The sequence below is a fragment of the Marinomonas epiphytica genome (assembly GCF_054780655.1).
In genome coordinates, this window is sequence record NZ_BAAGVX010000006.1 from 19,392 (window position 1) to 43,852 (window position 24,461).

A 24,461-nucleotide genomic window follows, 5' to 3' on the forward strand; every position below is an offset into this window, starting at 1 on the left:
CCCTATCTCTTTATTAATCCCAAAAGAAAATAAAGTGCGCTTTAAATCATGCGCCCAGATTGGATAAAAAATATGTCAGAAGCTTTACGCATTCCAATGCTGCCACTGCGAGATGTTGTGGTTTACCCTCATATGGTACTACCTTTGTTTGTTGGGCGCGCTCGCTCCATTGCTGCTCTAGAGGCTGCGATGGATGCTGATAAACAAGTTTTTCTTGTTGCTCAGCAAGACGCCAGCAAGGACGACCCACAGTTAGAAGACTTATATCAAATCGGCACGATTGCCAAAGTAATGCAATTGCTTCGTTTGCCTGATGGCACGGTGAAAGTGTTGGTAGAAGGGGTGAGGCGCGCTCGCCTAGAATCTATGGAAGAGCAAGACGATTTAGTGCTTGGTCAGGTGAGTGAATTGCCTTTTGTTGAAGAAGATCAAAGTGAATATGGTCCTATTCGCGGAGCTTTGCTAAAGCAATTAGATGAATACGTTGCTGGCAGTAAGCGTATACCATCTGAAGTGGTTACCACGGTTAAGTCGATTGATGAATTGTCTAAGCTAATTGACAACATCTCAGGGCACATGAGTTTGAAGCTTGAAGATAAGCAGCAAATCTTAGAGCTGGATGGTTTGGTTGAGCGTGGTGAGTATCTAATTTCCTTAATGGAAGGGGAGTTGGATATTGCGCATTTGGAAAAGAACATTCGCAGCCGTGTGAAAAAGCAAATGGAAAAAAGCCAGCGCGAGTACTATTTGAATGAGCAGATGAAGGCCATTCAAAAAGAACTTGGTGATATGGAAGATGGCAGCAATGAACTGGATATGCTGCAAGAAAAAATTACCGAAGCTGGTATGTCTCAAGAAGCAACGGAAAAAGCGGAAGCTGAGCTGAAGAAGCTCAAAATGATGTCTCCAATGTCCGCAGAAGCAGCCGTTGTTCGTGGTTATATTGATTGGTTGATCTCACTGCCTTGGAAAAAGCGCAGTAAAGTGCGTAATGATTTAGCCTATGCAGAAAAAGTGCTTAACCAAGATCACTACGGCCTGCAAGATGTAAAAGAACGAATTTTAGAGTTCTTAGCGGTTCAACAAAGGGTGAAAAAAGTGAAAGGCCCTGTGTTGTGTTTGGTTGGGCCTCCTGGTGTGGGTAAAACCTCTCTAGGCCAATCCATTGCAAAAGCGGTAAACCGTAAATACGTTCGTATGGCTCTAGGTGGTGTCCGTGATGAAGCGGAAATTCGTGGTCACAGACGTACTTACATAGGCTCTATGCCGGGTAAGCTTTTACAGAAATTGTCTAAAGTGAAGGTGAAAAATCCACTGTTTTTGCTTGATGAAATTGACAAAATGGGCATGGATCAACGTGGTGACCCAGCATCAGCACTATTGGAAGTATTGGACCCTGAACAGAATCACACATTCAATGACCACTACTTAGAGGTTGATTACGACTTATCTGACGTGATGTTTGTTTGTACTTCAAATAGCATGAACATTCCTGGGCCTCTGTTAGACCGTATGGAAGTAATACGGATTCCTGGCTATACGGAAGATGAAAAACTCAATATCGCTAAGCGTTATTTGCTGCCTAAACAGATTAAGCTAGCAGGTTTGAAAGAGGCAGAAATTCAAGTGTCTGATGACACCTTGATGGACATTATTCGTTATTACACCAAAGAAGCGGGTGTGCGTGGTCTTGAAAGAGAGCTGAGTAAGGTGTGTCGCCGAGTGGTGAAACAGCAAGCTTTAAGCAAGGCTAAGAAGCCTAAAGCGGTGGCCGTGACGGTGGAAAACCTAGAAGATTATTCTGGTGTGCGTAAATTTAATTACGGTAAAGCAGAAGACAAAAACCAGATCGGTCAGGTGACAGGTTTGGCTTGGACCTCCGTCGGTGGTGAGTTATTGACTATTGAAGCGGCTGGTGTGGCAGGTAAAGGGCGTCATGTGAAAACCGGTTCCCTTGGTGATGTGATGCAAGAGTCGATTCAAGCGGCTCTGACAGTTGTACGAAGCCGTGCTGCTGGGTTGGGCATTGATGATGATTTTCATGAAAAAACAGACCTGCATTTACACGTGCCAGAGGGGGCAACACCAAAAGATGGGCCGAGCGCCGGTGTCGCTATGTGTACCGCAATCGTCTCGGTGCTTGCTAAAGTCCCTGTGAAAGCCTCTGTCGCCATGACTGGTGAGATTACGCTGCGTGGTGAGGTATTACCTATTGGTGGTCTTAAAGAGAAGCTCCTAGCGGCTCACCGTGGCGGCATTAAAACGGTCATAATTCCACAGGAAAATGCTCGTGATCTGAAAGAAATTCCTGACAATATCAAGGCGGATATCGAAGTTGTGCCAGTAAAATGGATCGATGATGTGCTTGACATTGCCCTAGAGTACATTCCTTCACCAAAAAAGCTAGAAACATTGGCTTCTAAGGAAAAAACTGTTGATGAACAAGAAACTGTAAGTCATCATTAGGGAAACTCTGTATTGACAGGGAATAGCTAGGGCTTGTATAACATCTAGCTCGGCTTTATCGGTAGTGTTCTTACAGCGCCGAAACAATAATATTAAGGAACCACAAAAATACTGAAGGGGTACAACGTGAACAAATCTGAATTGATTGATGCTATTGCAGCGTCTGCAGATCTATCAAAAGCTTCTGCGAGCAATGCTCTTGACGCTACTCTAAAAGCAATTGAATCTGCTTTGGCAAAAGGCGACCAAGTTACACTAGTGGGTTTTGGTACTTTTGCAGTTAAAGAACGTGCGGCACGTACTGGCCGTAATCCTCAAACTGGTGAGGAAATTCAAATTAAAGCAGCTAAGGTTCCTGGTTTTAAAGCGGGTAAAGGTCTTAAAGACGCTGTAAATTAATGTTTTTGGAGCAGTAGTTCAGTTGGTTAGAATACCTGCCTGTCACGCAGGGGGTCGCGGGTTCGAGTCCCGTCTGTTCCGCCATTAGATACAAAAGGTGTATGCCGAGCGGGATACACCTTTTTTATTTGTAATTCATGTTTATTTTATGGAGGCAGTAATGCTCCAAGATATAAGAGATAAGTCACAAGGCATTGTGGTCAAGATCATCGTTGGTTTTATTGTTGTGACTTTTGCTCTATTTGGCGTAGATGCCTTGGTCAATAGCTTTACTTCATCTGATACGGTTGCCAGTGTTAATGGCGAAGACATTACCCGTACACAGATGCTACAGGGTGCTGAGACACAACGTCGTCAGCTTATTTCTATGATGAACGGTCAGATTAACCCTGATTTATTGGAAGAGAATTTATTACAGCGTCGTGCTTTAGATGAACTTATTCAGCGTGCGGTGCTAAATAATCAAGCTGCTGAGCTTGGTTTGGGGGTTTCTGATGCGCAAGTAGACCGTTACATCGTGCAATCAGAGCAGTTTCAGACGAATGGTCAGTTTGATCAAAATCGCTACTTGAACTTCATTCAGTCATTAGGTTTTACGCCTTTGGCATTTAAAGAGCGTATCAAAGAAGATGTAGTCATCCAGCAAGCTCGTAATGCAATAGCAGGGTCTGACTTTGTTTTGCCGTATCAGGTCAATGCGGTTGCATCATTGCAAGCTCAACAACGAAGCTATGATTATGTGACTTTCTCATTGGCTGATGAAGCTGAACAAACTGCGGTTAGCGAAGATGAATTATTGGCGTTTTATGAAGAACATAAGAACGACTTCAAAACCCCTGAGCAAGTAAAAATAGACTATGTACTGCTAAGTTCTGATGATTTTGCCGATACGGTTACAGTCACAGATGCTGAGCTTCAGCAGGCCTACAATGTGGCTATCTCGGGTGAAGTTCAAGAAGAGCGTTCAGCAGCTCATATCCTTATAGAAACCTCTGACCCTTCCTCAGATGAAGCGCAGCAGCGTTTGGCTGAGATCGAAGCTAAATTAGCCTCAGGTGAAAGTTTTGAGGACCTAGCAGCGCAATATTCCGATGACATCGGGTCTAAAAATGATGGTGGTAACCTAGGTTATGTCACTAAAGGGTCAATGGGAGATGCTTTTGAGAATAAGCTTTTCTCTATGTCTGAAGGGGATGTTGAAGCGGTTGAAACGGAATACGGCTTACATTTGATTAAACTGAACGAGGTTGTTGCAGCTGATGCACCAAGCTTTGCTGACTTGCAAGCTGAGCTTACAGAGCAAGTGAAGGCAGCTAAAGCGCGTGATGCACTATTGAGTGCTCACGAAGACATCATTGACCTTGCCTACGCGAGTGATGAGTTAGCGCCTTTAGCGAAAGAGTACGGTTTGCAAGTGCAAGAAAGTGATTACTTTACTCGTTCACAAGGTATTGATGAAGTTACCAATAATCCTCAAGTCATTGCAGCTGCATACAGTCCTGCTGTTCTTGAAGACGGTCAGAATAGTGACTTGATCGAGTTAAGTGATGATCAGGTGCTAGTTTTGCGTGTTAATGATCATCAACCGGAATCGGTAGAAAGCTATGAGCAGGCTCTGACTAAAGTGACTCAAGCATTGGTAGAGCAAAAGGCCTTGGCTGAATTAGAAGCGAGAGCGCAGGCTGCTGCAGACGCTCCTGATACGGTTTGGACTAGCGTTACTAAAGCATCGCGTGGTCAAGATGAGCTTTCTTCATTAGCGTTTGGCCTAGCGCACCCAGTGGATGGTCCTGTGACTCAAGTGGAATCACTGCAAAGTGGTGATATCGCTTTGATTAAGCTTACTGATGTGACAACACCAGTAGAAGCCATTGAAGATGAGCAGAAACAGGCTTATGAAGGTTATTTGAAACAAACGCAAATTACTTTAAGCACTCAGGCTCAGCAGTCTTTACTGGAAAGTACAGCTGATATCGAACGATAGATGCAGCTTGATCTACAAAAAAACCACTTCAATTGAAGTGGTTTTTTTATGAGCGCTAAAGAGTTTGTAAAATGAACATGCTTGAGCTTTAAAGAGTGTTAAACCAAGCAAGCGCAGGAACAAAAAAGGCTTGGCCTGTCTTTGCCTGGGTGTATCTCATCAGGTGGTCGGTATGGCCGTCTTTGTCGCCTATGATCATACTACGAAGCATGCTGTTAAAGGCATTAGGGGTGCGGCTATAGCTTGCAAACATAAGGCCTTTTTCGGTTAGGCTGGCAAAAGGCATGCTGTGGCGCAGTATTTCAATAGACTGACCGTGTTCGTCTTTTAAGGAAGTGCGTTTGGTATGAGCGTGTAATGACTTCTTACCCCCAGGGTACTCTATGTTGTCAGCTTTGGTTCGCCCATAGGTGTCTTCCTGAGTTTTGATATCCAGCTTTTGCCAAGTATCTAAATCGTGCACAAACTTCATTAAATTGAGGTAAGAGCCATTAGTGTAATGGCTGTCTTCGTCACCAACTAAAGCCACCTCAGCTTTATGGTCTCCAGCAGGGTTTTCCGTGCCATCAACAAATCCGGTTAAATCTCTATTGTCTAAGTATTTAAAGCAACTTACCTCTTCAACAAGATCAACACTGCCACTTAGAGAAGAAAATAACACGTTGGCTAGCTCATAGGTCACATCATGGCGCATTGAACGCACATGAATGACCATGTCCACATCAGTAGACACTGCTTCAAACTCTGCCCCTTTTAGATGCGGGAATGCCGCTAACTCTTTAGGTTGTTGGCTATCAAGTTTGCGCCAAATTTTATGGCTAAACCCTAAGCTTGCATGTAATTGGGAGTCAGGGTACTGGGCTTGAAGCTGGCTGATTAAGGTAGGGCTCTTAGATAGAGAAGATTTAAATTCAGCTAGGTGTTGTTGTTTTACATTTAAAGTAATAAATAGGGCGTCGCTGGATGCGTCAGCAAGAATGCCTGTCTGATAAGGGGCAGTCATATTGGTTTGATGGCCTCGTGTTTTATCCAATGTTAGATAAACCCTAACCCTTTTAGAAGTTAGGATAAAGAGTTTTTAGCTGGCTGGCCTGAGAAGGCTTTTCTTCACCCGTCATCAGTTCTGTTAATGCTTGGGCTAATGGAGCACCTTGCCATTGTGTGTCTTGGTTATTTGAATACATCATCAAGTCGGCTTCCATCAGCAGTTGGGTAAAGGTGACCGACGAACTGAGTCGTTTGATGTCTTCAATGGTTTGAATTTGGGCATCCCCCCAACGATGTCTGGCCCACTCTAATAGGTGAGAGCGCAGTTCAGGCAGGTTATTCTGATGGCAGCAGTCAATCAGGTTTTGAAAGGCACTCTCTTCATTGTGAGTCGCCAGTGGCGCAAACTCTTGTAAGGTAGGTACGCTGTCTTGGTTGTCTTTTTTGTTCTTGTTGCGACGCCAAGTGAATAAACTGAGTAAGATCAGTAGGCTGGTAAGAACGAGTAGACCAACAATGCTGTACTGTTTTAGACCCCATTGAGAGCGCTCTTTCAGCGGTTCAACTTTAGCGTCCTTTATATCCACGGGGACTGAGGCTTGTTTCTCTTTAGCTAACGATATAGGGGCAACAGAACGGCTTTGAGGTGCTAATGGTGTTGTGCTGAGCTGGGTCTTGGGTGCTTCTGTTATGGCCTCTGGTAACGCTTGGATGTTGATAGATTGTGTTGTCGCAGTGGCTGTTTTTAACGTACGTTGCTCAGTATCCCAGTACATTACTTCCAGTTCAGGTAAGTTGAGTTCTCCTTCGGCGGTTGGTACGACTTCAATTTCCATAGAAACAAGGCCAACAATTCCTTGGTCGGTTTTGCGGCTACTAAAGCGCGGAGCTTTTGGGTAGAGCTTATAGGCTTTGGTACTGTTAAAAGAGAGTGGCGGAATCTGTTCCGGTAAAGCGCCGTCAGCTTGAATATTGATTGTCCAAATGAGGGTGTCGCCAATTCTTGGCTGGTCATTAGACTGGCTTAAAGAGGTATTAATAATCAGGTTTTCGCTAGGTAACCAATTGTCGGAAGGGTAGCTGGCTGGAATCGGTAAAACTTGCATACCGAGTGGTTCGCTCTGTACTTTGATCATACGTCGGCCTGTCCGAGTGTTGATCATGGCTTGGATACTCTGCGGCGCTAGGGTTAACGTGCCGCTGCGTTGAGGAAATGCCAAATATTCGCGAGTTAATACCTGATACTGTGTGCCATTTATGGTTTCAGTGTGCATCTGGTCATCTACTAAGCGCTCAATAATAAGGTCGGGATGGCTTGGCACCGAAATGTTGGCGTTTTGGAGAGCAACTGAGCTGAACAGCTTAACGCTGAGAATGACTTCTTGTTGAAGGTAGGGTTCAATTTCCGACACTTCAGTGCGGATGAAAGCGGGTGGATTGCCGTTGCTATCGAGTAATTGAGGCGAGTTTTTAACGGTTAACCTAACGCTATTCGATGACTGATCACCAATTTGAATAGGGGGGATCTCGAACGTACCAACGGATTTTGGCATCAAAGAAACAACCCAAAAGCTTAGTGCTTTACTGGTGCCTAAGTTAAAACTGAATTGGCTGTTTTGACTTTGACCTAAAATATCAAAATCCCGCTTTAGTGGGGTTAAATCTGGCCCATCGCCTATGTCAGTAAAATCCGCTCTTAGGGTGAGTTGAACAACTTCGTTTTCGACACTGACATTTTTGTCTAGAGTCGCGCTTACTTGGTCTGCCAAGACAGGGAAAGAGCTCGCCCACAGTAGAGTCAGTAACAAACCTTTTGGGGTTGTCGTAAAAGAGGAAAACAAAAAAGTTAAAAGGCGATTAATTACCACGGTTGTTGTCCATGTTGTTGGCCGTAAGGGCGTTCTCTTTGCTTTTCTTGGTGTAAATGCCAAAGCTTGCGTTGCAGTAAAGTGCCAGGGTCATCTTGAATCTGTCTTAACCATTGCTTTAGGGCTTGGGATTCCTCTTGGCTCAGCTTTGCTTGTTGCTCTTGCTGATTGGCTGCTGGTTGTTCTTGCTCCGCTTCCTTATTATCCTCAGAGCTGGCTGGCTTGTCTTGTTTTTCCTCATTATTTTGCGAATTTTCTGATTTTTCTTCGCTTTGCTGGTTATCAGAGGCTTGTTCTTGGTCTTGTTTATTCTCAGCGTTAGCTGAGCTTGATTGCTGTGAGTCTTGGGAAGAAGGGTCTTGTTGTTGGTTTTGTTGAAGTTGCTTTAAATAGGCTAGATTTTGTTTGGCGACAGACAGCTCTGGGTCCAGTTTTAATGCTTCTTCATAAGCGTTAATTGCTTCCTCAAATTGGCCATTTAAAGCCAAGGAGTTGCCTAAATTATAGGCCTGTTTGGCGGTGCTAGGAAGGGAAGATAAAGTGCTTGCTGCCGCATCATAGTCTTCTAATGCATAAGAAGAAGCGGCTTGCCATTGTGGATCTTGGAATAGTTTTTGTGCCTCTTGCCAGTTACCTTCATCAACGAGCTTTTGGCCCCGTTGGTCTGGTGTTAAAAACCATTCTAAAGGGGAGGCTTGGAGAGGTTGAAAAGGGAAAAACAGAATAAAAGCGAGTGAAAGTAGTGCTCCTTTACGAAACGCTAACGCAAGCCAAATTAAAAAAGGAATAGCAAACCAATGAGCTTGGGATTGCCAGTAAAGGCTTTGGTTGTCTGCTTCTTGCTGACTATCTTGGCTTGCATTGGCTACAGCAATTTGTTGGGTTTGTTGTACAGATAAACGCCCGTGGTAGTAATGGCCACCTAATTGCTCAGTGACGTCTTTAAGCTCAGCAAGTGGCGTGGGCGGTTTAATTACTTGGCCTTTGTCTCGTAATATTTGCCCGTTCGGCAACGCGACGGTTCCCCCTTGCGGCGTACCTATGGCAATGAGGTCCAGCTTGATGGATCTGCCCGCTAAGCGTTCGTGTAAGGCGGCTTTTTCCATTTGGCTAATATCATCGGTAAGAATGACAAAATGCAGAGGCTGGTCTAGGTTGGGTTCTAACGTAAGAGCGGTATCAATGCCTTGCATTAGCTGGCTGCCGTAGACGGGCATGATTAAAGGCTCTAATGCCAGTAAGAAATGCGTGAGAGTGTTTTTATCTTGGGTGAAAGGGCTAATCACATAAGCCTCACCTGCAAAAGCAACCATGGCCATTTCTCTACCTTGGATCTGTTGCAGAATATCGCGCACGGATTGTTTTAGCTGTGTTTGTCTATTTGGCGCAATATCTGTGCTGTACATAGACAAAGATTGATCCACGATAAAAATGGTTTTAGCGCTGCTGTTGAACATAGTCGTTGTTTGTTTAGACCAGCTGATCCCTGCTAAAGCTACCCATAAGAAACAAAGTGTAAGGGGTAATAGATTGCGCTTGTGACTCTTAGCCGGCGGTTCAATCTGCAAATGTGGCAATAGTTTTTCGTCGATTACTTCTTGCAGATTGCCTTTAGTCACACCCTGCCGCCGGTAATAATAGCTAACCAAAATGGTCAGCGGAATGAGTGCCAACCAATACACCTGTTCAAAATGGATAAGATCAAAAAAGGTCATAGGGTGCGTTTCAACCGTGTTATCGTCGGGTTGCTGAGTATGAGAGTCAAAGCTAAGAAACCTAATGCAGCCAGTGTGAAGGGTCTAAAAAGGCTGGTTTTTGGGCGCTGCCATTGCTCGCTAGATGGAGTCGGCTCTAATTGATCAAGTATCTGATATATGTCGCTGAGCTGTTCAGTGCTACGGGCTCGGAAATATTGGCCGCCTGTTTGCGCCGCAATGTTCTTGAGAAGAGCTTCGTCTAGATCAGCTGATGGGTTAACCGCTTTCGGGCCAAAGAAACCTTGAACCAGCATGCTGTCTGCACCTATTCCTATGGTGTGCACTTTTAAACCTTGGTTTTTCGCAAACTCGGCGGCTTGTAATGGTTGGACACGACCTGCTGTGTTGGCACCATCTGTCATTAAAATAAGCACTTTTTGATCGGCTTGTTTGTCTTCTAATTGTTTAATGCCTAAGCCAATCGCATCACCAATGGCGGTTTTCTCGCCTGCAAAGCCGATTTGAGTTTCCTGAATCAATTGGTTAACGCTTTTGGTATCAAAGCTTAATGGTGACTGAAGGTAAGCCTTAGAGCCAAAGACAATGACACCTAAACGGTCTCCACGACGCTGCTCAATAAACTGAGCTAATACCAATTTTGCTGCTTGTAGGCGGTCAGCACTGTGCTCATCGATCGTCATGTCGGTCACTTGCATACTGCCTGATAAGTCTAATGCTATCAGCAGGTCACGACCTGAAGGAGTCACTTGAGTGGGCTCTCCTACCCATACAGGCCGAGCCAAAGCACAAACAAGGCATAGCCAAGCTAAGCTTAAACTGACGATACGCCATCGGCTTTGAGATGGAAGGCTTATCGAAGATTGGTGTTGGGTTAGCTGTGCTTTACTCGGCCACCAAAGAGCGGGGCCCTTTTTAGTAGCCTGGCTAGGCAGGAAATAGACGAGCTGAGGTAGAGGTAAGAGTACCAATGCCCAAGGCCAAGCCAAATCAAACATGATGTTTCCTTATCCAGTGGCAAGTGGTTTTTATCATGCTTTGGCGTTGTTGGTCGGTTAAGTGAAGCTGGGCTTGATAAGCTCCTTGAATAAAGACTTCTCCAAGCAGTTCAAAACTCAGCTTCTTTGGCATGTCTTCATCTAACTTGGTAAAAAGTGAATGGCTTGGTTGTGCAGCAAGATGGTAGTTATGTTGAGTGACAAGACAACGGCGAACCATTTCATGGCAAAGTGTGATTAAGGGTTGATCTCTAGCCTGATTCGCCTGTTCTAAAAGGGCGCGTATAGCCTCACGGCGGTATGCATTTTTGCGATAGTGTCGATATCCAAAAAGCACACAAAGGAACAACAAAGCAAGGGCAACAGCAAGGCTGGGCCAAGTCCACCATGCTGGTGGCCACATGGCAATGCTGTCTGGCAGTAAGTAAGCTTTGTTAGGTAGGTCCACAGTCGAAGAAGCATGATTCATTTGGGTACTAGACATTAGTGCAAGGCTCCCATTGCCAACAATGAGCGGGCGATATTTTCAGGTGCCTGGCTTAGGTCGAAGGCCTGATGGCAAACCCCAAGTTTGGCCAAATGCTGTGTCATATGGGTGTTTTCTTGTTGGTAAGCTTGCCGAGCCAAGGTCTGACTCTGGTAGTTGATGCTTAATGAGGAAATGCCATTATGATCCGCTAGCTGATATTGCCCAGAGGGTAGATTAAACATGTTCGTGTCGAGTACCTGCAGCCAGTAAACCCGATTATGCTGTGCAAGTTGTTGTAGTTTAAGGTCGTCTTCTGGTGTCCAAGATTGTTTGTCTGTCAAAATGAAAATATCTTGGTTACGTATCTGTTGCTGGTGGAAGGGGAGGCGCCAGACACACTGAGATTGACTAGAGTCTTCTCTGTTCTTAATTAAGGTGGCCAAACCCAGTTCCATAAGCAGTTTCGCCATTGGCGTTTTGCCAGAACCTTGCTTACTGTGTTGGCCAAATTGCAGCTGGTAAGACAGGCCTTGCTTCTTCTGTTGGCAACGCCAAGCAATTAGAGCGGCAACTTGAATGAGTCGGGTCGCAATAAAAGTGTGTCGGGTACCAAAATAAGCCGAGTCGGAAAGGTCTACCAAGAGGCATTTCTGCTGGTCGTGCTCTTGACTGTATAAGCGCGTATGTAACTCCCCTGTACGGGCACTGACTCGCCAATCAATATGGCGCGGATCATCATGTAATTGATACTGACGTAACTCGAGCATCTCCATACCATGCCCTTTTTGACGCGTAATATGTTCCCCTATTTTTTGGGTAAATCTGCGCGCGAGTGGTGCTTTTCCCAGGTGTTTAGCGTAATAAGCTAGGCTTGCCAAATGCTGCTCATCAAGCTCAGGAGAAGGTGGCGATAATAAGTCACTCATGGTGTTATAAGCTAGGTATATGGCTAATTAGACGGTTCAGCAAATCATCTACCGATAAACCCGATGCTTGAGCTTCAAAGCTTGGCAATATGCGGTGTCGAAGAACTGGTAATGCGACTTGCCGAACATCATCAGGAGTGACAAAGTCACGGCCTTTCAGTAAAGCGTTAGCGCGTGCGCAACGATCAAGAGCTAAGGTGGCACGAGGGCCTGCTCCATACTCAATTAATTGGCTACCAGCTTGCTCTTTTAAGTAATGTTCTGGGTGGCGTGTCGCCATGACAATTTGCACAATGTATTCTTCCACAGATTCAGACATGTAGAGAGAAAGCGCTGCTTTTTGTAAGGCTAAAATGTCCTGTGTTTGACAAAGTGGCTGCACGGTAGATTGGCTATCATTGTGCAGGTCTTGTTGGCGCACAAGGCGCAGAACTTCAAGTTCGCTCTTTGCATCCGGGTAAGACAAACATATTTTTAGCATGAAGCGATCAAGCTGAGCTTCGGGTAACGGATAGGTCCCTTCTTGCTCAATGGGGTTTTGGGTGGCAATAACGAAAAATAAATCAGGTAATGGGTAACTGGAGTTGCCTACCGTAACTTGTTTTTCCCCCATGGCTTCAAGCAAGGCTGATTGTACTTTAGCAGGTGCACGATTTATTTCATCCGCGAGAATGATGTCATTCATAATCGGGCCTGCAACAAACTGGAAACGCCCTGTCTCTTGCTGAAAAATATCGCTCCCTGTGACATCACTGGGTAGTAAATCTGGTGTAAATTGAATACGTTGAAAGCGTCCACTGATTGCCTGAGCAAGTGCTTTCGCTGCGGTTGTTTTAGCTATGCCTGGAGGCCCTTCTAATAGAACGTGCCCATTGGCAATGAGGGCAACAAGAATTTCATGGGTTAAATCTGACTGGCCGATAATGGCGTGGTTCAAATGGTCTTTAAGTCGGTTTATGACCTGTTCCATTACACAGAGCTTCCTTATACTTCTATCAATAAAGGTGACAACACAATATAATAGAGATCATATTATCGAATTCAAATCTTTACGCCCAGAGTTAAGCTTGTAAACGAAGTGTAAGGGTGGAGTTTTAAATGGCAAAAATATCACTCAATATCGCCTTGCCAGCTTACCAATATGAAGCTCTTTATACTGGGGCGGCAAGAAATTTGGTGGCGCATAGTTTAGATGGACGTAAAGTACAGTTGCCACTATCGGCTTTTCAGCGATTTCTAAATCATCAAGGAATCTATGGTGTTTTTGAAGTGGAATTTGATGATCAGCATAAGTTGGTAAACGTTCGTCAACTTCAGGATTTAAGTCCGACTCAACATTCTAATTACTAGGAGTTTAGCACATGTATAACCTTGCTCGTTCATTACTCTTTAAGTTAGATCCAGAAGTATCTCACGATCTTTCTATGGATTTATTGGCAGCAAGTAGCCGTCTAGGTGTGACCAAATTATTGAATAATTTGCCAGTGACTCAACCGGTTGATGTGATGGGGCTAAAGTTTCCAAATGCCGTTGGTTTAGCGGCGGGATTAGATAAGAATGCGGATGCTTTTGAAGCATTAGGCGCGCTGGGTTTTGGCTTTGTAGAAGTGGGTACTGTGACACCGAAAGGTCAGTCAGGTAACCCTAAACCTCGTTTGTTTAGATTGCCAGAGCACGAAGCCATTATTAACCGTATGGGGTTTAATAATAAAGGTGTTGAGCATATGGTATCGAGAATCAAACAGCATCGATATCCTGGTATATTAGGCGTGAATATTGGCAAAAATTTAACCACCAGTGTGGAAGATGCGAGTCAAGATTACCTTACCTGCTTACAACAAGTGATGCCATTTGCAGACTACGTAACGGCTAACATTAGTTCACCTAATACGCCTGGTTTAAGAAGCCTACAATTTGGTGAAAGCTTAGCTGAACTGATTGCGCCTCTATGCCAAGCCCGAGATCAATACCAGCAAGAGAATGGCAAGCGAGTGCCGTTAGCCGTCAAAATTGCCCCCGATATGAGTGACGACGAAATAAAAATGGTGGCCGATACACTTGTACAGCAAGGTGTTGATGGCATTATTGCAACCAACACCACCTTGTCTCGAGATGCGGTTGCTGGTCATAAGTATGGACAAGAAGCCGGCGGCTTGAGTGGAGTACCCGTTAAAGAAGCGTCTACGCATGTGGTTAAGGTGCTTGCTGAGCATCTAAAAGATACCTTGCCAATCATTGGCGTTGGAGGCATCAGTAGCGGTGCCGATGCCGTTGAAAAACTGCAAGCAGGAGCAAGATTAGTTCAGCTGTATTCAGGCTTTATTTATAAAGGGCCAGAATTGGTAAAAGAGGCGGTGTCCACGACAGATGGCTATTACCGTGAGCAAAAAAAGTAAATTAACTTTGTGATAGGTCTACCAAGCCATAAAGAGGTAGAACCTTACTAAAATACAAGAGGCGGGGAATCCCGCCTCTTTAGTTGTTAAGGGATGAGTAAACTACATAATTGAAAAAACAAAGGGTTAACTTAGGTTAATGGTTTTGTGGGTAGCGGCAACAGGTGAAAGGCCGTTCCACATGTCTTCACGACCTTCGCGCCAGCCAGCTAGCCATTCTGTGCGAGCGTGTTCTTGGTAGCTAGAAGACAGTGCTTTTGAGCGCCCGTCCATACCAGCGCGATAACCACGAATGTAAGCGCGATGGTGAAGGTTTCTTTTTTGTTTCTTCATATTGCGTTTCCTCATAGTGCTTTTATTTAATCGAACCTTAACTAATAGTGCAGAAGTTAAAAATTGTCTAAAAACTCTTTGCTCTAAAAAGCAAAGTCATGATGAAAGAAAGTAATTAAAAAATGACAACAGATCCGGTGACCAACGAATCACAAACTAACAGTCAGTATGCATTAGAGCTGACCTGTCCAATTGGCTTGGAAAATGTACTCGAAAAAGAGTTACACGATGAAGGCTTAATGCAAACTCGTCTTGGGGAAGCTCAGGTGAAATTGACCACTGACCTTGCCGGAATTTATAAGGCGTGTTTGTGGTCTCGGGTCGCAACCAGAGTGATGCTACCCATTGCCCATTTTAAAATGGAGAGCGCCAATGATCTTTACATGGGGGTGAAAGGGATAGAATGGCAAGATCATATGTCTCCAACATCCAGTATTGCTATTGATTGCCATGGCACAAACCATCACATTCGAAATACTCAGTTTGGCGCCGTGCGTGCCAAAGATGCGATAGCCGACTATTTTCTTGCTAAAGCTGGGGAACGCCCGAGTGTCGAAAAAAATCAGCCCGATGTGCGAGTTGCCTTAAGAATTAAACGGGATCAAGTGACTGTCAGTATTGATCTATCTGGCGATAGCTTGCACCGCCGTGGTTATCGTCAGCAAGGTTCTATGGCGCCTCTCAAAGAAAACCTAGCGGCAGGGCTTTTATTACGTGCAGGTTGGCATAAAGATGCCTCAATGACTCAGCTCATTGACCCTATGTGTGGTTCAGGTACCTTTTTAGTAGAAGGAGCCATGATTGCCCTTGATATAGCACCAGGTTTGCAGCGCCAGTATTGGGGCTTTAAAGGTTGGAAGCAGCACGATCACCGCATGTGGCAGCAATTAAAAGACTTTGCTCGTAACCGCCGACGTGACCCAGAACAAATAGGCTTGAGTGTCCAGGGCACAGACAGGGAACAAAAATCCATTGCAGCGGCTCGTGAAAACATCAAGCGTTCAGGTTTAGTGGGAGTTATAAAGGTCGACATGACTCCCTTCCAAGACCATTCATTCCAAGTGGATTCGTCACGTTCAGGCTTGGTGATGACCAACCCCCCATACGGGGAGCGATTGGGGGATGAAATGGCTTTGATTGCCTTGTATCGTCAATTGGGTGAATGGGTGATTAATACTGCTCCGGATTGGGTGTTTATGATGCTGACGAGCAATGAGCAGTTAGCACGTCAGATTCCAGCTCGACCAGAGAAAAGCACGCGAGTCATTAACGGTGGCTTAGAATGTCGAGCTTATCGCTTTGTCTTGCAAGAAAAGAACATTAAAAAAGATGTCGTAGCTCAGTCTGTACTGAGTCCTGGTGCACAGATGTTCGCTAATAGACTGCAAAAAAATGCTAAAAAGCTGCGTAAATGGGTGCAAAAAAGCAAAGTGCAATGTTACCGCCTCTACGATGCGGATATGCCTGAATATGCAGTGGCGATCGATATTTACCAAGACTGGGCTCATGTGCAGGAGTATCAAGCGCCAAAAAGTGTTGACCCTGAAAAAGCCAAGCAGCGCTTGTTTGATGTAGTTGCCGCCATTCCTAAGGCTTTAGATATTGCAGAGTCACGAGTCGTTGTAAAGCATAGACAGAGGCAAACGGGTAAAGCTCAATATGAAAAACTCGACCAGCAGCGCCACGAGGTGATTGTGGAAGAGCATGGTTGTGACTTTATTGTAAACCTGAAAGATTATCTAGACACTGGCTTATTTCTAGATCACAGACCTGTGCGGAAGTTGATTCAGGACAGTGCTAATGGAACCCGTTTCTTGAACTTGTTCTGTTATACCGCCTCTGCTTCCGTGCATGCGGGTCAAGGTGGCGCTATAACAACACTGAGCGTGGACATGTCAAACACCTATACAGACTGGGCTCGTCGTAATATTGAGTTAAATGAGTTCTCTGAGCGAGATCATAAAGTTGAGCGCGCTGATTGTTTTGAGTGGTTACGTCACAATGAGGACGAGTTTGACTTGATCTTTATGGATCCACCTACTTTTTCTAATTCGAAGAAGATGGCCGACGTACTCGATATTCAAAGAGATCATGGTGATTTAGTGCGTTTAGCAATGGCCAGACTTTCGCAAAATGGCCAGCTGATATTCTCAAATAATTATCGCCGCTTTGTGTTAGATGAGTCTTTGCAGGCTGAGTTTGAAGTGGAAAACATTACGGCTAAGACATTAGACCCTGACTTTGAACGAAACAGCAAGATTCATCAGTGCTATGTCATCAAACATAAAGCTGGGAGTGCTGAAACGGATTCAGTATAATTTCTCGAAATATCCGAGAATTTCATTGATTCTGTTTTTAGTATATTGATTTTAAAAGGTTTTTAATTTTTTGTTATGAAGAAAACATTTCGTCTTGTGATTAGTTGCCCAGACCGAGTGGGCATTGTTGCGGCAGTGAGTCAGTTTTTGAATGAGCGCCAAGGCTCAATTATTGAAGCCAGCCACCATACTGATATTGAACAAAAGTGGTTTTTCATGCGTCACGATATTGATGCAGAAAGCCTTACGGTAGATGTGGAGACCTTTCGCAAAGAGTTTGCGGTAATTGCGCAAGAGTTTGACATGCGTTGGTATGTTAAAGACAGTGAAAATCGCCCTAAAGTGATGCTAATGGCGACCAAAGAGTCCCATTGTTTAAACGACATTTTGCACCGTTGGCACACTGGTGAATTAAATTGTGAGATTGTTGGGGTTATTGCTAACCATGAAGAGCTTCGCTCTATGGTTGAGTGGTATAAAATTCCTTACCACTGCATTAATGTTCCCAAAGAAAATAAGATGCCGGCCTTCCAGCAAATTGAGCAATGTATCGATGATTCCCAAGCGGATACCATAGTACTAGCGCGCTATATGCAGATTTTCCCTGAGTATCTGTGCGAGAAATATCGTCATCGAGTTATTAACATTCACCATAGCTTCTTGCCTTCCTTCATCGGTGCGAAGCCTTATCATCAGGCGGCTGTTCGTGGGGTTAAGTTAATTGGTGCGACTTGTCATTATGTGACAGCCGATTTGGATGCAGGGCCTATTATCGAGCAAGATGTGATTCGTGTTCGTCATAGCCACTCTGCTGAAGACATGGTGCGATTAGGTAAAGACATTGAAAAGCTAGTGCTTGCTAGAGGGCTGCGATATCACCTTGAAGACAGGGTGTTAGTGCATGGCAATAAAACGGTTGTTTTTGCTGACTAATTAAAGAAAAAGGGCTGAATTTTCAGCCCTTTTTTTGCTATCTGATACTCTTTGGTGTTATTTGCCTGCTAACATTTTTGTTCTGGGAAATCTTGACTATAGTTATAAGCACGAACCACGAGAAGGCTTAGGAGGGAGGAATGAAACTCAAGTTAACGCCAACTCAAAATCTCTGTGTCGGCTTTTTAGAATCTGGTTTTAGATTAGTGCAAATTGATGAGCAATTTTATTTTGTTAAAGGGGAGCATAAGCAAAAAGTCTTAATTAAAACGTTGGAGGCTTTAGTTAATAGAGGAGCGTTAGAGCATACCCCTCAAGGGGATTATTTACTGACCGAAGAGTTTATGATGCATCGTAGAAGTATGCGCAAACCGAGCAAAGTAAATTTGCAATAACCTGCTTTATTCCATCCAACTTGTTAATGGACGAGGCTTTCCAAGGAAGAAACCTTGTCCATATGTGACCCCTAATGCGGTTAACGCATCCACGTCTTGTTGTGTTTCTACATACTCAGCGACTGTTTCTTGGCCTTTTAAATCGGCAATTTCTTGAATGTATTTGATGACCGCTTTGTCAGTGGGGTCTTTGTGCATGTCTTTTACAAAGCTGCCATCAATTTTTACCACATCGAAAGGCATGCTTTTTAAATATTCAAAGGAGGCCATACCAGTACCGAAATCGTCCAGTGCTAGGCCTATCTGCCTGTCTTTTAGCCATGCAATAAACTGATTGGCACTGTTAAAACTGCCAATGGCCGAGCTCTCGGTAATTTCTAGTTCGAGTTTGTGCCATGGAAAGTTAAAGTGTGCGATGGCTTCTTTCACTTTAGCTTGAAAGTCTGGGTTGTTTAGGCTGGAGCCAGCTAGGTTAATATGAGCAGAGTGGAGCTTTTGAATGTGCTCTGGGTTGGCGGTTACTGTTTCTAAATAGGTCCATAGCACATGGGCGTCGATGTCCGCCATAAGCTGATAGCGTTCAGCGGCTGGGAGAAAGTCACCAGGAGAAATAAAGTTGTTATCTTTATCCCACATACGAATCAATATTTCATAGGACAGCATATCACTGGGGGTTTGCAGAGCAATGATGTCTTGGGCGTATAACTCAAATCGGGCAGGGCCTGAGCCTAAGGCTTCTTTAATGAGTTTGGCCGTTTCAGCCTCAATAGCGACGCGTTTGATTTTATCGTCGGAGGGGTCGTAAATATGCGATTTATTGCGACCTTTGGATTTTGCTGTGTATAGAGCTGCCGAGCTGACCTTAAGTATTTCTTTTAAGGTGTATTCAAATGGTTTGAAATAGACATAAGAAATAGAAGCCGAAACACTGTAAGTCTCATTTTTATGGCAAAAGCGAAAGTCTGAGAGGCGCTCTAAACTTGCCGTTAAAAACTCAGTACCAAACTCAGCACCGCAATCCTTAATCAGTACCATAAAACCGTTGCCATCCACACGAGCGAAAATAGCCTGCTCTGGAAGCATGGCTTGGTAATGATTCGCTATCATGGTTAATAATTGGTCACCAGCTTGATAACCGGCTGAGTCATTAATCAGTTTAAATTGATCAAGGTCTAAATAATATAAGTTATAGCCGCAGCAGTCTTCGTCATTGAGAGCCGCTTGAATGGCCGTTTCTATATAAAAACGGTTGTAAAGCTTGGTTAGCTGATCGTGATTGGCTTGATATTTAAGTTCTTTTGTAGAGTCAGATATTTGCGCCATTTGAGCATTAAACCCCTTAAAAAGCTCCTTTATTTCATTCTGCGCTTGGGTCTCTAAGTGAACGACTTGGTTGTTGGTGGGGTCGCTTTCACGCATGGCTGATAATAGGCGTAAGAAAGGGTTGGTGTAGCTTTTACTTAATAATAAGCTTAACGCTAGGCCAAAAAGTAAGGCAAAAGGAAAAATCGCTAAAATAGTAAAGGTGATTTCTTTTTGTTTAATTTGAAACTTTTCTAAATCTACTTTGAGCAGTACGCTTCCAAAACGATAGCCTTCTGCCTCTATGTCCGACAGGGTGAGCAGGTTTGTATCGGTAAACATGGTTTTTTCAGACAAGATGCTGTTTTTCTCTAACTGAATTTGGCTGACATCTTTGAACTGATAAATTTGCTGGTTGTTTTCATCGATAACAATGGCCCCAGCTATGGTTTGGAAAGCAGAAAGGCGATAACTGATATCGGCCAGAGCGTCTGCGCTGGGTGAAAATAAATACTTAAGGAAATCATTATTTAATGAAGCGCTTATACTGTTCGCTTCATTAACGGCCATTTCTTGGGTCTCTTTCTTTTGTAAGTTGAGTATTAAATAAAGTGTGCTGGCTTCCACGGCAAATATAATGAAAGAAACAGAGACAATGAGCTGTAATTTAATACTCAACTTATTCCACATAATTTGTACTTACTGCTCCGAAGGGTTGTTAATTGGTAGGTTAAAGTCGTTGCCCCACTCTCGCCATGAAGCATCGTAATTGGCAACATCATAACCTAGCTCACGCAGAGCAAAATAGTTAGTGGACGATACTCGTCCGATCGCACAATAAATAATAACTTTTTGCTGCTTGCTTATACCTTGATAGGTTTCTTCCAGTTCGGCAAGGTTTTTTAACTTATAGACATCGTTTTTCGATGAAATATTATGAGTCGCAGGAATATGCTGGGCTTGCGGAATGTGTCCAAAACGCTGGGCTGTTGATGTTAGTCCCTGATAAGCGGCTTCAGTACGTGCATCAATCACTGTTTGCGAAGAGCTTCTGGATGCGATTTGTGTGGCAAACTTTGTTGCTAATCGAGAGTTATCAATCGCAGCTACATAGTTGCTAGGGGTGGGAATGGTTGGCTTGGTAGAAATAGGCAGCCCTAAACTTTGCCACTCAGAATAGCTCGAGTTCAGCAGCTTAACCTTGCGAAAACCATACACCTCCAATGACCAAAATAATCGCGCAGCATCAAAAAAACTGCCGTCGTCATAAATGGCAATGGCGTCATTAATATCAATGCCACTTTGCTGAATCAAAGGCTGCATTTCATTTGGGGGGGTGATACGACCACTGGTGGTTTGATCATCAAATGTGAGGGTGGCAGGAAAGTTGACGGCGCCTTTAATATGCCCTTCTTGATAACTGGCAGGGTCACGAACGTCAATGATTTTATAAGCAGAAAGGTCCTGGGAAAGTTCATCGACTTCAACTCTTAAAGGTTCTGCGTAACTGAGCGCAGAAAATAGCATACAAACAAAGAGCGTTAATTGGGTTTTCATTTTTGCCTCACACTGTCAATTCGTCGGTTTAAGGGGGCGACACATGAGCCGAGTAGCCCCTATCTTATAGGACAATTTAAGTCGTTTTTTGTTCCCTTTGCCAGTTATTGTAGCTGGCTCGGCGTTTGGGTGAAAATATGATTGACCGCCTGCGCTAATGACGAGCTTATGTGAGGGCTTCTCAGCAGCTCCCACAAAGGTTGATGGGTCTCTGGGTGCTGGCTCAATTCTGCGGTAATTTGCTTGAATGCAATGTAGCCGTCGTTTCTATGGGCCAGTTTTTCCATAACGATACGTAATAGCTGAGGGTTCTTAGCAAGCCATTGAGGGCACTTACCAGCAAGGGCGGCAATTAAATGAATCTCATCGTCCGAGCAGGAGACTAAGCTTCCGAGTAGTCCAAACAGAGGAAGCAGTAAATCGTTATCTAGCGGCTGTTTAGATAGGGCTCTTAGGTAACTGGCTTTAACAAGAGGCGCGTTTTCCTGTTGTAACTTAGCAATGATCAAGTTGTGTAACTGTGGTGGTAAGAGTTCGTGTTCCAAAGCGTTGCATAAGTGAATGATAACCTCAGGCGCTGCATCTTCTATAGCTTTCAGCGTTAAACTCAAATAAGGCTCTTGGTTCGCTCGTACGGCAAGTTCGGCAATACCTTGAACGCCCAGTTGTTGCCAAGTTTCGTCGTTTACATCGTAAGGAAGGTTCTTTATGTACTGATTAACTTGCTCGAAGTAATCAGACGTGGGCCTGTTTAATTGCTTTCCTAAAATGGCGTGCAAGCAAGCCATACGACCTTGGTCAGGCTTGAAAGCATAGGGGCTATCCTCTAGGGCTTCAGATAATCCAGCTTCTTTGCCTTTGTGTAAAATTTTATCCACGATCGTTTTAATAAAGTGATCGCGTGTTCCTAGGTTTAAACAGCCTTGTTCATCTAAGGGCAATTTAATAAACCAAATGACTTCTTCAGTATTGTCTTGAGGAGTGCTTAATAAACAAGCTAACCAAGCATGCTGGCGAAAAGGGTAGGGGTATGCTTGTTGTTTACGATCAAACTGGATGGCTTGTTGAGGGGTAATTTTAGTAATATGTCTGCCTAAATCGTAATAGGTGATGTCGCAGCCGACCATCTCAAATAAGTCAGACAAGGATTCAATTTTGCTCATGGGCTTAGTTGGCTCAATTTGTTGTTGATTACACCTTGCATTGTGAGGTGCCAAGATGCCTATATAGTAACGTTTTCCGAAGGAGAAATCAGGTGAAACACAAAGATTCGCCCCATCATCAACTGGCTGATTTATTGCTTGAGTTACAAGCTAGTCTTTATCAAGCTGGTGTTTGGCAATGTGAACAACCCAGCCCCCAGGCTATGGCGAGCCAGGAGCCATTTTGTATCAACACTATGAGCTTTGCTCAGTGGTTACGGTATGTGCTGATTGCCAAACTCTCTGTGCTCATTGAGCAACAGCTGGCCTTGCCAAGCCGCTGTCACATTTCTCCAATGGCGCAAGAAGCTTTTAAAAGTTTAGCGGGTCCAGAACGACAAACGATTATTACTAAGCTTGATCTTATTGATCAGTTTTTAAGCCTGCAATCTCAATGATGGCCTTTACTTCAGAAAAAGTTTATGAGGACTTAGCCTGGCTTATTTCCTGCCCAATGATTGTGTCAGATTTGGATCTATCTCTTTATTGGCATCAGGATGTTGAAGCAAGGCTAGCGCGACTAAAACAGGATCCTGCTGGTTTAATCGCTTACATGCGAAACAATAAATCGCATTTTTTAGGCAGTTATTTTGAATCACTGTTTTCTTATGCCATTGAGCATTTGTCTGTGTTGAAAATACTGCATGAGCATGTGCAAATCAGTGAAAAGGGCCGAACCCTTGGTGAATTAGACATGCTAGTGGCCACACCTTCAGGCCAGATGTTGCAATTAGAAATCGCAATTAAGTTTTATCTTGAGCGGCCAGACTTAAGTCCTCATCACTGGATTGGCCCTAATAAACGAGACAGCCTGTATAAAAAAGAACGGCATGCAAGACAACATCAACTGGCGATATTACAGACTGAGCCCGGTCAGGAATGGTTTCACTCCCGTTACCCTGAACAGACAGTGGAGCCAAAACTGTTGATTTTTGGTCGTTTATTTAAGGCTATGGGGAGTGTGGTGGAACATGTTGCTCATCAATCGTGTGGGCCAAATCTGAATGAGTTTGGTTACTATGGTTGGCTGAAAAAGGGCCATCTTAATTCCTTAAAGCCGTGTTTTAAGCAAGCAACAATCCTAAATAAACCACACTGGCTGGCACTGCCTAGTAGCCCAATGGGCATGCCTTTAGAGCAGCTTGAGCAAGGGTTGGAAAAACAATTTTTACAAGATGATCGGCCCGTAAATGTTTGCTTGTGGAAAGAGGGGGCGAGTTCAACAGCCTTTAACTGCTTTATAGTGCCGGACGATTGGTAGTCCGTTTCGATTTATCGTGAACATATTTTGCTTTGCGGTTTTTCTTAGCTTGTTTACCATAAGAGCCAAATACAGAAACCCACTTATGACCTACTTTTTAGGATGAACGTGTCTTTATTTGAGAATTTACTCTGCCCAATTGATGGTGCACCTTTAGTACAGCGCGAGCGCTGTTTGATTTGTGAGCATGGTCACAGCTACGACTTGGCAAAAACCGGCTATGTTAATTTGCTACCAGTGCAAAATAAACGTTCGAAAGACCCAGGGGACAGCAAAGAGATGGTCGCTTCTAGGCAAGCATTTTTGTCTTTAGGACATTATGAAGCCATTGCTCAGGCAATCCATCGCTCTTTACCAAGTGACCTTAAAGCGGGCGATAACCTACGAATTTTGGACGCAGGTTGTGGGGAAGGGTATTACCTAGAACAACTAGGCCGAGCTCTCCTAGCCCAACAGATCGACAGTGAAAGGTTGGGGATCGACATTTCTAAATGGGCTGTTATGGCGGCAAGTAAGCGAGATAAAGGTGTGACTTGGTTGGTGGCCAGTAATGCCGCATTGCCCATGCCAAAGGCAAGAGTGGATGCGGTATTATGTCTATTCGGTTTTCCTATGTTCGAAGAGTTTTCTCGTGTGTTATCTGAACAAGGTTATCTTTTGCTGGTTGAGTCGGGAGCCGATCATTTAATTGAATTACGAGAGATTCTCTACCCCAAAATAAACCAGTATAAGACAACTTATGCTGATGGCATTGCAAACTTTAATTTACTGACAGAGCAAAGTGTTCGTTTTCAGTTTGACCTTAGTTCACAACAGCAAATCCGACAGTTATTAAGCATGACTCCTCACATGCATAAGTCATCTTATGAAGGGCGGCAAGCTCTGAGTAAACTTAACGCCATCAGTTTGACCGCAGACGTGAAATTGCGCTGGTATCAGAAGAATTCTTAAG

At 44.1% G+C, this 24,461-nt stretch carries 22 protein-coding genes and 1 tRNA gene; 12 read left to right on the forward strand and 11 right to left on the reverse strand.

What is annotated here, in order from left to right:
* Nucleotides 1–72 precede the first annotated feature (72 nt).
* From lon to ACYVGZ_RS02985, 4 genes are all read left to right on the forward strand, one after another.
* The gene (lon, locus tag ACYVGZ_RS02970) at nt 73–2,466 is read left to right on the forward strand and encodes an endopeptidase La (RefSeq protein WP_460750989.1); all 2,394 of its coding nucleotides are present in this window, start codon (nt 73–75) and stop codon (nt 2,464–2,466) included.
* 126 nt (nt 2,467–2,592) lie between these two features.
* Nucleotides 2,593–2,865 carry an HU family DNA-binding protein gene (locus tag ACYVGZ_RS02975; protein ID WP_460750992.1) on the forward strand — a complete coding sequence of 91 codons (273 nt, stop codon included), beginning with the start codon at nt 2,593–2,595 and terminating at the stop codon, nt 2,863–2,865.
* Nucleotides 2,866–2,872: 7 nt separating this feature from the next.
* Nucleotides 2,873–2,949, forward strand: a tRNA-Asp gene (locus tag ACYVGZ_RS02980).
* A gap of 76 nt (nt 2,950–3,025) precedes the next feature.
* Nucleotides 3,026–4,849, forward strand: coding sequence for a SurA N-terminal domain-containing protein (locus tag ACYVGZ_RS02985; RefSeq protein WP_460750995.1), 1,824 nt, complete (start codon nt 3,026–3,028; stop codon nt 4,847–4,849).
* An 88-nt stretch (nt 4,850–4,937) separates the two neighbouring features.
* On the opposite strand, the gene ACYVGZ_RS02990 is transcribed toward ACYVGZ_RS02985, so the two are convergent.
* The 7 genes from ACYVGZ_RS02990 to ACYVGZ_RS03020 are packed head-to-tail and all read right to left on the reverse strand — an operon-like array spanning nt 4,938 to nt 12,782.
* Nucleotides 4,938–5,882: a Dyp-type peroxidase gene (locus ACYVGZ_RS02990; protein ID WP_460750998.1), complete on the reverse strand. Its 945-nt coding sequence runs from the start codon at nt 5,880–5,882 to the stop codon at nt 4,938–4,940.
* 22 nt (nt 5,883–5,904) lie between these two features.
* Nucleotides 5,905–7,704 (reverse strand): BatD family protein, encoded by a 1,800-nt coding sequence (locus ACYVGZ_RS02995; protein ID WP_460751000.1) that lies wholly within the window; start codon nt 7,702–7,704, stop codon nt 5,905–5,907.
* Nucleotides 7,698–9,419 carry a vWA domain-containing protein gene (locus tag ACYVGZ_RS03000; RefSeq protein WP_460751003.1) on the reverse strand — a complete coding sequence of 574 codons (1,722 nt, stop codon included), beginning with the start codon at nt 9,417–9,419 and terminating at the stop codon, nt 7,698–7,700. The genes ACYVGZ_RS02995 and ACYVGZ_RS03000 overlap by 7 nt, the downstream gene beginning before the upstream one ends.
* Nucleotides 9,416–10,417 carry a vWA domain-containing protein gene (locus ACYVGZ_RS03005; RefSeq protein ID WP_460751005.1) on the reverse strand — a complete coding sequence of 334 codons (1,002 nt, stop codon included), beginning with the start codon at nt 10,415–10,417 and terminating at the stop codon, nt 9,416–9,418. The genes ACYVGZ_RS03000 and ACYVGZ_RS03005 overlap by 4 nt, the downstream gene beginning before the upstream one ends.
* Nucleotides 10,410–10,901 (reverse strand): DUF4381 domain-containing protein, encoded by a 492-nt coding sequence (locus tag ACYVGZ_RS03010; protein ID WP_460751007.1) that lies wholly within the window; start codon nt 10,899–10,901, stop codon nt 10,410–10,412. The genes ACYVGZ_RS03005 and ACYVGZ_RS03010 overlap by 8 nt, the downstream gene beginning before the upstream one ends.
* Entirely contained in the window at nt 10,901–11,812 is a 912-nt protein-coding gene (locus tag ACYVGZ_RS03015; protein WP_460751010.1) for a DUF58 domain-containing protein, read from the reverse strand. Before ACYVGZ_RS03015 ends, ACYVGZ_RS03010 begins: the two co-directional genes overlap by 1 nt.
* Nucleotides 11,813–11,816: 4 nt before the next feature.
* Nucleotides 11,817–12,782, reverse strand: a complete 966-nt coding sequence (locus ACYVGZ_RS03020) for an AAA family ATPase (protein ID WP_460751013.1) — start codon at nt 12,780–12,782, stop codon at nt 11,817–11,819.
* A 128-nt stretch (nt 12,783–12,910) separates the two neighbouring features.
* Here ACYVGZ_RS03020 and ACYVGZ_RS03025 point away from each other — a divergent pair, with 128 nt between their 5' ends.
* Nucleotides 12,911–13,162 carry a DUF2835 family protein gene (locus ACYVGZ_RS03025; RefSeq protein ID WP_460751015.1) on the forward strand — a complete coding sequence of 84 codons (252 nt, stop codon included), beginning with the start codon at nt 12,911–12,913 and terminating at the stop codon, nt 13,160–13,162.
* Between the two features lie 11 nt (nt 13,163–13,173).
* Nucleotides 13,174–14,208, forward strand: coding sequence for a quinone-dependent dihydroorotate dehydrogenase (locus ACYVGZ_RS03030; protein ID WP_460751018.1), 1,035 nt, complete (start codon nt 13,174–13,176; stop codon nt 14,206–14,208).
* Between the two features lie 126 nt (nt 14,209–14,334).
* On the opposite strand, the gene rmf is transcribed toward ACYVGZ_RS03030, so the two are convergent.
* Nucleotides 14,335–14,541, reverse strand: a complete 207-nt coding sequence (gene rmf, locus ACYVGZ_RS03035) for a ribosome modulation factor (RefSeq protein ID WP_460751020.1) — start codon at nt 14,539–14,541, stop codon at nt 14,335–14,337.
* Between the two features lie 122 nt (nt 14,542–14,663).
* Here rmf and rlmKL point away from each other — a divergent pair, with 122 nt between their 5' ends.
* From rlmKL to ACYVGZ_RS03050, 3 genes are all read left to right on the forward strand, one after another.
* A complete protein-coding gene (gene rlmKL, locus ACYVGZ_RS03040) occupies nt 14,664–16,859 on the forward strand; it encodes a bifunctional 23S rRNA (guanine(2069)-N(7))-methyltransferase RlmK/23S rRNA (guanine(2445)-N(2))-methyltransferase RlmL (protein WP_460751022.1) in 2,196 nt (731 codons plus the stop codon).
* A gap of 75 nt (nt 16,860–16,934) precedes the next feature.
* The gene (gene purU, locus ACYVGZ_RS03045) at nt 16,935–17,792 is read left to right on the forward strand and encodes a formyltetrahydrofolate deformylase (protein ID WP_460751025.1); all 858 of its coding nucleotides are present in this window, start codon (nt 16,935–16,937) and stop codon (nt 17,790–17,792) included.
* 140 nt (nt 17,793–17,932) lie between these two features.
* Complete coding sequence (locus ACYVGZ_RS03050; RefSeq protein WP_460751028.1) at nt 17,933–18,187, forward strand: formyltetrahydrofolate deformylase; 255 nt, start codon at nt 17,933–17,935, stop codon at nt 18,185–18,187.
* Nucleotides 18,188–18,193: 6 nt separating this feature from the next.
* On the opposite strand, the gene ACYVGZ_RS03055 is transcribed toward ACYVGZ_RS03050, so the two are convergent.
* The 3 genes from ACYVGZ_RS03055 to ACYVGZ_RS03065 all read right to left on the reverse strand — a co-directional run bounded on the left by ACYVGZ_RS03055 (nt 18,194) and on the right by ACYVGZ_RS03065 (nt 22,209).
* Complete coding sequence (locus ACYVGZ_RS03055; protein ID WP_460751031.1) at nt 18,194–20,179, reverse strand: EAL domain-containing protein; 1,986 nt, start codon at nt 20,177–20,179, stop codon at nt 18,194–18,196.
* 9 nt (nt 20,180–20,188) lie between these two features.
* The gene (locus ACYVGZ_RS03060) at nt 20,189–21,046 is read right to left on the reverse strand and encodes a sulfurtransferase (RefSeq protein WP_460751034.1); all 858 of its coding nucleotides are present in this window, start codon (nt 21,044–21,046) and stop codon (nt 20,189–20,191) included.
* A gap of 104 nt (nt 21,047–21,150) precedes the next feature.
* Nucleotides 21,151–22,209 carry a DUF3549 family protein gene (locus ACYVGZ_RS03065; protein ID WP_460751037.1) on the reverse strand — a complete coding sequence of 353 codons (1,059 nt, stop codon included), beginning with the start codon at nt 22,207–22,209 and terminating at the stop codon, nt 21,151–21,153.
* A gap of 92 nt (nt 22,210–22,301) precedes the next feature.
* Between ACYVGZ_RS03065 and ACYVGZ_RS03070 the strand changes: the two genes are divergently transcribed.
* The 3 genes from ACYVGZ_RS03070 to ACYVGZ_RS03080 all read left to right on the forward strand — a co-directional run bounded on the left by ACYVGZ_RS03070 (nt 22,302) and on the right by ACYVGZ_RS03080 (nt 24,460).
* A complete protein-coding gene (locus ACYVGZ_RS03070; protein ID WP_460751040.1) occupies nt 22,302–22,646 on the forward strand; it encodes a YqcC family protein in 345 nt (114 codons plus the stop codon).
* Nucleotides 22,643–23,509 carry a DUF1853 family protein gene (locus tag ACYVGZ_RS03075; protein WP_460751043.1) on the forward strand — a complete coding sequence of 289 codons (867 nt, stop codon included), beginning with the start codon at nt 22,643–22,645 and terminating at the stop codon, nt 23,507–23,509. The genes ACYVGZ_RS03070 and ACYVGZ_RS03075 overlap by 4 nt, the downstream gene beginning before the upstream one ends.
* Before the next feature lie 102 nt (nt 23,510–23,611).
* On the forward strand, nt 23,612–24,460 hold the full coding sequence (locus tag ACYVGZ_RS03080) for a putative RNA methyltransferase (RefSeq protein ID WP_460751046.1): 849 nt from the start codon (nt 23,612–23,614) through the stop codon (nt 24,458–24,460).
* Nucleotide 24,461: the final 1 nt, after the last annotated feature.

What these genes read in the sequence shown, in the direction of transcription:
- lon (WP_460750989.1), top strand. Translation starts at nt 73, where the DNA reads ATGTCAGAAGCTTTACGCATTCCAATGCTGCCACTGCGAGATGTTGTG.
- ACYVGZ_RS02985 (WP_460750995.1), top strand. Translation starts at nt 3,026, where the DNA reads ATGCTCCAAGATATAAGAGATAAGTCACAAGGCATTGTGGTCAAGATC.
- ACYVGZ_RS03000 (WP_460751003.1), bottom strand. Translation starts at nt 9,419, where the DNA reads ATGACCTTTTTTGATCTTATCCATTTTGAACAGGTGTATTGGTTGGCA.
- ACYVGZ_RS03005 (WP_460751005.1), bottom strand. Translation starts at nt 10,417, where the DNA reads ATGTTTGATTTGGCTTGGCCTTGGGCATTGGTACTCTTACCTCTACCT.
- ACYVGZ_RS03010 (WP_460751007.1), bottom strand. Translation starts at nt 10,901, where the DNA reads ATGTCTAGTACCCAAATGAATCATGCTTCTTCGACTGTGGACCTACCT.
- ACYVGZ_RS03015 (WP_460751010.1), bottom strand. Translation starts at nt 11,812, where the DNA reads ATGAGTGACTTATTATCGCCACCTTCTCCTGAGCTTGATGAGCAGCAT.
- ACYVGZ_RS03020 (WP_460751013.1), bottom strand. Translation starts at nt 12,782, where the DNA reads ATGGAACAGGTCATAAACCGACTTAAAGACCATTTGAACCACGCCATT.
- ACYVGZ_RS03025 (WP_460751015.1), top strand. Translation starts at nt 12,911, where the DNA reads ATGGCAAAAATATCACTCAATATCGCCTTGCCAGCTTACCAATATGAA.
- ACYVGZ_RS03030 (WP_460751018.1), top strand. Translation starts at nt 13,174, where the DNA reads ATGTATAACCTTGCTCGTTCATTACTCTTTAAGTTAGATCCAGAAGTA.
- rmf (WP_460751020.1), bottom strand. Translation starts at nt 14,541, where the DNA reads ATGAAGAAACAAAAAAGAAACCTTCACCATCGCGCTTACATTCGTGGT.
- rlmKL (WP_460751022.1), top strand. Translation starts at nt 14,664, where the DNA reads ATGACAACAGATCCGGTGACCAACGAATCACAAACTAACAGTCAGTAT.
- purU (WP_460751025.1), top strand. Translation starts at nt 16,935, where the DNA reads ATGAAGAAAACATTTCGTCTTGTGATTAGTTGCCCAGACCGAGTGGGC.
- ACYVGZ_RS03050 (WP_460751028.1), top strand. Translation starts at nt 17,933, where the DNA reads ATGAAACTCAAGTTAACGCCAACTCAAAATCTCTGTGTCGGCTTTTTA.
- ACYVGZ_RS03055 (WP_460751031.1), bottom strand. Translation starts at nt 20,179, where the DNA reads ATGTGGAATAAGTTGAGTATTAAATTACAGCTCATTGTCTCTGTTTCT.
- ACYVGZ_RS03060 (WP_460751034.1), bottom strand. Translation starts at nt 21,046, where the DNA reads ATGAAAACCCAATTAACGCTCTTTGTTTGTATGCTATTTTCTGCGCTC.
- ACYVGZ_RS03065 (WP_460751037.1), bottom strand. Translation starts at nt 22,209, where the DNA reads ATGAGCAAAATTGAATCCTTGTCTGACTTATTTGAGATGGTCGGCTGC.
- ACYVGZ_RS03075 (WP_460751043.1), top strand. Translation starts at nt 22,643, where the DNA reads ATGATGGCCTTTACTTCAGAAAAAGTTTATGAGGACTTAGCCTGGCTT.
- ACYVGZ_RS03080 (WP_460751046.1), top strand. Translation starts at nt 23,612, where the DNA reads ATGAACGTGTCTTTATTTGAGAATTTACTCTGCCCAATTGATGGTGCA.